Annotated in this window: 6 protein-coding genes; 2 read left to right on the forward strand and 4 right to left on the reverse strand. The window is 55.2% G+C overall.

All coding sequences use genetic code 11. From position 1 onward, the window contains the following. Positions 1–4: 4 nt before the first annotated feature. Both ACP7E4_RS20430 and ACP7E4_RS20435 read right to left on the reverse strand, forming a co-directional pair. Positions 5–1,126 carry a DegT/DnrJ/EryC1/StrS family aminotransferase gene (locus ACP7E4_RS20430; RefSeq protein ID WP_426117461.1) on the reverse strand — a complete coding sequence of 374 codons (1,122 nt, stop codon included), beginning with the start codon at positions 1,124–1,126 and terminating at the stop codon, positions 5–7. Positions 1,127–1,192: 66 nt separating this feature from the next. Then, a complete protein-coding gene (locus ACP7E4_RS20435) occupies positions 1,193–1,981 on the reverse strand; it encodes a hypothetical protein (protein WP_426117463.1) in 789 nt (262 codons plus the stop codon). Positions 1,982–3,037: 1,056 nt separating this feature from the next. On the opposite strand from ACP7E4_RS20435, the gene ACP7E4_RS20440 reads away from it, so the two are divergent. Next, positions 3,038–4,216, forward strand: coding sequence for a cysteine desulfurase family protein (locus ACP7E4_RS20440; protein ID WP_426117465.1), 1,179 nt, complete (start codon positions 3,038–3,040; stop codon positions 4,214–4,216). A gap of 57 nt (positions 4,217–4,273) precedes the next feature. Continuing rightward, positions 4,274–6,082, forward strand: coding sequence for an aminopeptidase P family protein (locus tag ACP7E4_RS20445; protein ID WP_426117467.1), 1,809 nt, complete (start codon positions 4,274–4,276; stop codon positions 6,080–6,082). Between the two features lie 58 nt (positions 6,083–6,140). Here the strand turns inward: ACP7E4_RS20445 and ACP7E4_RS20450 are convergent, their stop codons facing one another. Together ACP7E4_RS20450 and rhtA are read right to left on the reverse strand one after the other, a co-directional pair. Beyond that, complete coding sequence (locus tag ACP7E4_RS20450) at positions 6,141–6,434, reverse strand: hypothetical protein (protein ID WP_426117469.1); 294 nt, start codon at positions 6,432–6,434, stop codon at positions 6,141–6,143. Between the two features lie 179 nt (positions 6,435–6,613). Next, positions 6,614–7,501, reverse strand: a complete 888-nt coding sequence (gene rhtA / locus ACP7E4_RS20455; RefSeq protein WP_426117471.1) for a threonine/homoserine exporter RhtA — start codon at positions 7,499–7,501, stop codon at positions 6,614–6,616. Between the last annotated feature and the right edge of the window lie 511 nt (positions 7,502–8,012).

The raw sequence follows: 8,012 nt of genomic DNA on the forward strand, positions 1-8,012 counted from the left end.
GCGACTAGATGACCTGAGCGAGCGCAGGGCTTTGGTAATGGGCGTTGCTGAAGCTGCATTCGTCGATGATGGTGTTGATGACCTTGTCTTGATCAGCGCGCTGCAGGCCGGGATAAATCGGCAGGCACAGGACACGCTCGCTCAAGGCTCGGGATTCTGTTTGCGGGATCTGCGGCTGCAGGTATTCAAGGGTATCCAGCGATGGGTAGAAGTACCGGCGCGGATTGATATCCCGGTTGTTGAGGGCGGCGCGCACACGCAGCAATTGCTGCTCGTCCCGCAGGCCCACCGGGTAATAGCTGTGGTTGAGCTGGCTGTTGGCTTCTGCCTGTTGCAGATCCAGGTAGTTTTCCAGTCGGGAGGTGTAGCGGTAGGCAATCTCGGCGCGCTCTTCAAGAATGTTCTCGATGTCATCGAGCACACACAGGCCCATGGCCGCAGAAAATTCATTGAGCTTGGCGTTGATGCCGATACCGTCGATCTTGTCGACGTCGGCAATTCCGAAGTTGCACAGCAGGTAGGCACGCTTGGCTATTTCGTCATCGTTGGTGATGATCGCGCCGCCTTCGACGGTGTGAAACAGTTTGGTGGCGTGAAAGCTCAGGGTGCTGACATCACCCCAGTTGAGGACAGACTGTCCGGCATGCCGCACGGCGAAGGCATGGGCACCGTCATAGACGACTTTCAGGTTACGTCTGCGAGCGATTTCCTCGATACGTTCGACGGCGCATGGATTGCCGAACACATGTGTCCCAACGATGGCTGAAGTGTCTGCCTCGATGCGACTTTCAATGTGGTCCGGGGAGATGTTCCAGGTATTGGCGTCGATGTCGGCGAAGATTGGCCGGATGCCTTCCCACTGCAACGAGCTGCTGGTCGCGACGAAACTGAAGGGCGTAGTCACGGCGCTGCCGCTCAGGTTCAAAGCGCGATAGGCGACTTGCAGGGCAAGTGTGCCGTTGTTGGTGAGAATGATGTGTTTGACGCCCAGATAATCCTTGAGGCGATCTTCCAGCTCCGTTACCAGCGGCCCGTGATTGGTCAACCAACCCCGCGCATAAATGCCTTCTATGTAGGTCTTGAATTTGCCAATATCGCCCAGGTAGGTTTTGGTTACGTTGATCATCGAAGCCTCCATGTCTAACGTTGAACGCGGGAACTGCAAATGCCCTGAAGTTGGTTGCGGCCTTGGTTACTGGCCGAGGGTCGATTTCGGAGGCTGAGCGCCGGTTTTGTCGCTGACCCGACGTGCGCGACGCTGGTTGAATTGCAGAATCAGCCGGGTTGCCAGACTGCCTGCGTGGGGATCGCCGAAATGAAAGATCGCGGTCGCCCGTTTGACGCCGGCGCCGCACGCCTTGTTGGCGTGTAATGAGCGATAGCCCCAGAACAGGTAGATATCGCCAGGGACCAGCGGAATTGTCTGAGGCTTGAGCCAGCCGCGATCTATGCCCAGCGTCATCAACTTGCGTGTTAAGCGGTTCTGGACCAGCGCCTTTTCAATCACGTTCAGCAGTACGTTAGTGCGTACTTTGCGCAAGTTGGGAAACACCATCAGGTCGCCGCGATCACTGCCTTCGGAGGGAATGAATATCGGCACCAGGGCGGTGACCAGGCTGGCGTCAAAGTGAAAGCAGTTGGACTCTTTCTGTCCCAGGTTGCCTTGCACGCAGCGCAGCACCGGGAAAATTCGATCACTTGCCGACTCCTGGTGAGTCGCTTGCCGGTAGAGCGCATCCACCAGCTGTTTGAAGTCGGGATTGCCCCAGATGCTGCCGAGCAAACTTTGCGACAGTGCTTTCTCACCGTGGTAAGCAAAGTACTCGCCGTGATGCAGCTGGGCGTGGGCGTCAGTAAAACCGCGCAGTTGTTGCAACTCAGGTTGGCTGATCACATCGCGTAACCGGGCAAATCCATTGATGTTTATTTCTGCTGCCAGTTGCTCAATTTGCTGATCATTCATATGCAATGAAAATGGCATGACTCACACCCTGCGGGTCCGAAGTAAAGGGCTCACCGTATCGGCGTGCCTGTGTTATTCATCTCAAATGGCGCCCTTTCAGCCACGCTACCGCCCAAATCCTGCAAATCCGGACTGGTTGAAATCGACTACAGGCTTGTAAGTGCTTGAATGAGCTTGTTATCCGGTGGAGCAAAGCATCAGGCCAAGCTACCGCCATGCCGAGCAAACTCAGCAATTTATTCAGTTTTCATCAGGCGAAAGACGTCCACCGACGCAAATAACTCGCCGTAGTAATAACTAACGTCTTGGGCAGAACAAGTGGTGTATCGGTCGAACATTCCGGCGTATCGCTCTGGGGCGACGCTGCACTGGCTGGGAAATGTTCGACAGGCATATATATCGATGGGGACGGGCTTTCTGTCAAATTATTTCGTCAAGTTTCTGTTAAATTTTTGATAAGCGGTTCCAGATATTGCGTAACTTATTGAATTATATGGGAGTCAAAAAAACATCACGTGCACTGCTACGGTGCGACGACGTTTTTTAGGCGCATTTACAGTCAGGCGCTTAACGCCTTTGTACCCGGAATAAGTCGTTTTATTAACGCCAGAAGTTAGTCGCGTAGTACGGCAACGAGTGCCAAACAAACACTCCGTCGACACTTCATGTTCAAATGAGTGTGTCTGGAGATTCTTTTAACACTCGTTCGATGCATTTATTAAAAACGTCGGTAATACGTCACAGCTTTAGACTTCCAGTTCTCATATCTGTAAAAATACGTACACCGGAACGATCTACCGGGAGCTTACGAGCACAGAATGTGCTCCAAAACTGGAAGGGTGGGACAATCCCGCCCAGCCGCCCACGCTGCTTGCTGGCTGAACGTGCCGAGGGATGTGCCTTTATATTCCCATATGGAATATATAAATAATAATTAATAATTTTTTGATCTAATGGTTTTAGTGCATTATTACCTCACGGCCTCAGATCTTGACCTCGCCGAGTGCGAACGAGTCAGGGATACCACTAGCGGCAACAGCCTGTGTTCCGGGCTGCGCATTTTAGAGTGACCTTATGAAAAATATTGCGCTGTATTTTGACTACGCGGCTACCACTCCTGTCGATGAGCGTGTCATTCAGATAATGGTCCAGTGCCTGGGCATGTCCGGCAATTTCGGCAATCCGGCGTCCAGCTCTCATACCTACGGGCAGAACGCCCGGTCAGCCGTCGAACTCGCTCGGGAACAGGTTGCGCGGCTCGTCGGCGCTCAGGCTGCGCAAATTATCTGGACATCCGGCGCAACTGAATCAAATAACCTGGCGCTCAAGGGCGTTGCGCAATCTCATGCGCAGCGTAATGGTCAGGCGCGCGGCCACATCATCACCAGTCAGATTGAACACAAGGCGATCCTGGATACCGCTCAGCAACTGCAGGATCAGGGTTTCGACATAACGCTGCTGGCGCCTGATGCGGAGGGTCTGATCAGCGCTGACGCGGTGGCCGCAGCACTGCGCCCGGATACCTTTCTGGTGTCGTTAATGCTGGTCAATAACGAACTGGGCACGCTCAATGACATCGCCGAAATCGGCAGACGGGTACGCGATCACGGCGCTTTGTTTCATGTTGATGCAGCGCAAGGGGCAGGCAAGGTCGGGATTGATCTGTCCGGGCTGGCAGTTGACTTGATGTCATTCTCTGCCCACAAGGTCTACGGCCCCAAAGGCATCGGCGCGCTGTATGTCGGTCCTCGGGCCGAGCAGCGTGTGCTTGCGCAGATTCACGGCGGCGGGCATGAATGCGGGCTGCGCTCCGGCACTCTGGCGACTCACCAGATCGCCGGGATGGGTGCCGCGTTTGCATTGGCGGCAGAGTCATTCGAAGAAGAAGTTGCCCATATCCAGCGTTTGAACCTGCGGTTGCGCGAGTTGCTCGCCGATGTGCCAGGTCTGCACGTCAATGGCAGTCGCACCCAGCGCATTGCCCATACCTTGAGCCTTACCTTTGCCAACAGTGACCTCGATGTCGCTGCGTTGGGTCACGGTCTGGCGTTTTCCTCCACCTCCGCCTGTAACTCGGCCAAGAACACGCCGTCTCATGTTCTGCTTGCCTTGGGGTATGACGCAAAAGCCGCCAGTCAGACCATTCGCCTGAGTCTCGGTCGCTTCACCAGTGAACAGGATATTGATCGTGCGGCCGGTTTGATCAGGGCCTCCCTCGTGCAGCCTGCGTTCTGGGCGGTTGCTCAGTCTTGAGTGGTGCTCCATTATCTGCCCCGCAAGCGATCACTTTTCGGGACAGCAGGAGAATCCATGACTATGCAATCGACAACCAGCGGTGTGGTGTCGCAACGTTTGGCACAAACACGGGCATTGATGAGCCGCGAGCGAATCGATGCCTATCTGGTGCCTTCGGCTGACCCGCATCTGTCCGAATACCTGCCGGGCTATTGGCAGGGTAGGCAATGGCTGTCCGGCTTTCATGGATCCGTAGGCACGCTGGTCATCACTCAGGACTTCGCGGGTCTTTGGGCAGATAGCCGCTATTGGGAGCAGGCTACTAAAGAGCTGGTCGGCAGCGGCATCCAGTTGGTGAAACTGGTTCCGGGCCAGCAGGGGCCATTGGAGTGGCTGGCCGAGCAGGCCAAGGCTGAAACGGTTGTTGCGGTGGATGGCGCAGTTCTGGCCGTGGCCTCCTCACGCACCCTGGCGAGCAAACTCTATGACCGTGGTGCCAGACTGCGTACCGATCTGGACCTGCTGACTGAGCTGTGGGAAGACCGCCCGGCGTTGCCAACCAATCCGATCTACGAGCATTTACCACCACAGGCATCTGTCGCCCGTGGCGAAAAACTCAATCGACTGCGCAAGATCATGGTGGAGCGGGGTGCCGACTGGCATTTTCTGGCAACGCTGGATGACATTGCCTGGTTGTTCAATCTGCGTGGCGCTGATGTTTCCTACAACCCGGTGTTCATTTCCTTTGCGTTGATTGGCCCCAATAGTGTCAGTCTTTTTATTGACTCCAGCAAAGTCGATGCCGGCATCCGCCAAAGCCTGGAATCAGATGGCGTCACCTTGCTGGAATATACGCAGATCGGCGCAGCGTTGCGCGCGGTGCCCAAAGACGCGCGCTTGTTGATCGATCCTGCACGGGTGACGTGTGGCCTGCTCGATTATCTGGACAGTGAAGTCTCTTTCATAGAAGGCTTGAACCCGACCACGCTGTTCAAATCGCAGAAAAGCGAAACAGACACCCAGCATATTCGTCAGGCAATGGAGCAGGATGGCGCTGCGTTATGCGAGTTTTTCACCTGGCTGGATTCGGCCCTGGGCAACGAACCGGTCAGTGAGCTGACCATCGACGAGAAACTTGGTCAGGCGCGTCAGCGGCGTCCGGGTTATGTCTCTGCCAGCTTTGCCACCATCGCCGGATTCAACGCCAATGGCGCCATGCCGCATTACCGGGCCACCGAAGAGGAATTTGCGCAGATCGAAGGCGATGGCTTGTTGTTGATCGATTCCGGCGGCCAGTACCTGGGCGGCACCACTGACATCACACGCATGGTGCCAGTAGGTACGCCAACCGCCGAGCAAAAACAGGACTGCACCCGGGTGTTGAAAGGTGTGATTGCTTTGTCCCGGGCATACTTCCCGCAAGGAATTCTGTCGCCGCTACTGGACTCCATTGCTCGTGCGCCTATCTGGGCGGGCGGTGTCAATTACGGTCATGGCACTGGACATGGAGTGGGCTACTTCCTCAATGTTCACGAGGGCCCGCAAGTCATTGCCTATCAGGCGCCGGCTACCCCGCAAACCGCGATGCTCGCAGGTATGATCACTTCAATCGAACCTGGCACCTATCGGCCGGGCCGTTGGGGGGTTCGGATTGAAAATCTGGTAATCAACCGTGAGGCGGGCAAGACTGAATTCGGTGAGTTTCTGAAGTTTGAAACGCTGACGTTGTGCCCTATCGACACCCGGTGCCTGGACAGCGCCTTGTTGGCGGAGGACGAGCGTGCGTGGCTCAATGATTACCACGCACAAGTTCGGGAACGTTTGACGCCTTTGCTGCAAGGCGCTGCGCTGGAATGGCTGAATACTCGTACTGCCGGGATCTGACGGGAGTTCCTGCGCTTTGGCATCGGGCCAAGGCGCATTTGGTCCAGCATTCCTGCGGCTAGGGTTTTGCCGGTTTCTTGCAAACGATGATCATGCTGCGGCTGGTATAACCGGCCGGATTGAGCCCGAAGGGATAGTCGCCGGGCTCCTCTGCCGCATCACCGGATTTGGCGATGATCCGGTAGTTCTGCGAAACACAGGAGCTCGTCGCCATTTCGTAGCATTTTTCCCACGAAGACGACAGCCCGGAACAGTTGATGTGAATTCCGCGCTTGGTCTGTTTGACCGGTTTTGATGTTGCCGCGCATCCCGTAGCTATCAAGAGCGCCAACACTATAAAAATGTGTTTCATTCCCTTCCTTACCTGAGCATCGACCAGAAGCGGCGCCCAGCCTGAATTCAGTAGCTTGCTACAAGGCAGCGTACTGCCCTGCCTGGATTGCAATCCAGAAAAGAACATCGCCTGGCGCTAAACATGGCTCAACGACGTTACAAATGCTAGCAACATCTCATTTTCAGGCAAAACATCCGTCAATCGGCTGGCACCAGTTGTGGTGTTTCCCGTTGCGAAGTAAGTGTCGCCCCGGCTGAAGCAAGGATGATCGCGGCGATAGCCAGCCACTGCAGCAGTGTCAGGTCTTCATGAAGGAAAAGCATCCCGGATAACGCGCCAAACACCGGTTCGATACTGGCCAGGGTACCGAACGTTCGCGCAGGCATGCGCGTGAGCGCGACCATTTCCAGGCTGTAGGGCAGGGCGGTCGATAGGATCGCCACGCCAATGGCGGTCGGTATCAATGCAATATCGAGCAGCGCGGTACCTGCGTGCACCATTCCGATGGGGGCGATGAATATCGCAGCAATCAATACGCCTAGCGCTGCGGTTTGAATGCCGTTGTCTTCCCCGGCCTTCTGGCCGAACAGGATGTAGGCTGCCCAGCAAACTCCAGCGCCCAGTGCATAGGCGACGCCGGTCAGGTCAAGGTTCGCGCTGGTTTCGCCCATGGGAATGAGCAGTAGCAGGCCTGTGGCAGCCAGCGCGATCCAGACGAAGTCGATTGCCTTGCGTGACGAATACAGTGCGACGGCAAGTGGCCCGGTGAATTCGAGCGCAACGGCGATGCCCAGAGGCACGCTCCGTAGTGACATATAGAAGAGGAAGTTCATGCCGCCCAGCGCGATACCGTAAATGAAGATCGTGCGTAAGGATTTGGCAGTGAAGCGCGCACGCCAGGGGCGTAGGGTGAGCAGGAGAATCACGCTCGCGAAAACGAGCCTCAGTGTTGTGGTCCCTTGGGCTCCCACTATAGGAAAGAGGCTCTTGGCCAGGGAGGCACCTGTTTGTATGGATGCCATGGCAATCAGTAACAATCCGATCGGAAACAGGAGGGAGGAAAGCTTGCGAGGGTCGTTGTTCATTGAAGATCGGGTCCACGGTCATCGGGCAGGTGGTGCAATGGACGACATGATGCTGAATAACACCGCATTGAGCAATATATTGCTCAATGCGATTTTCTTCTTATATAGAGAAGCTATAGAGCGAGGCTGAAACGCTTTTTCCCGGAAAGTTCAAATTAACGGTTGACGGCCTCTCTAATCTGTCTATAATTCGCACCTCTTCCGGAGCAGATGAAACGGAAAACTCCTTGGTAATCAAGTAGTTAGCTGGATTGATTGGCGAGGAAGAGGTTTCGATGAGTTGATCGGAAGCGGTGAAAAAAAGGTGGTTGACAGCAGGTTGTAACGCTGTAGAATTCGCCTCCCGCTCACGAGCAACGTGAAGTTGATCGAAGCGCAAGTGGTTGAAGTTACAGAGGAAACTTTGAAAGCTTCAGAAAATAACCGCTTGACAGTAACTGGCGCTGCTGTAGAATGCGCGCCTCGGTTGAGACGAAAGGCTCAACCCACCGCTCTTTAACAATTGAATCAA

The sequence above is a fragment of the Pseudomonas sp. DSP3-2-3 genome (assembly GCF_049898225.1).
Taxonomy (GTDB): Bacteria; Pseudomonadota; Gammaproteobacteria; order Pseudomonadales; family Pseudomonadaceae; genus Aquipseudomonas.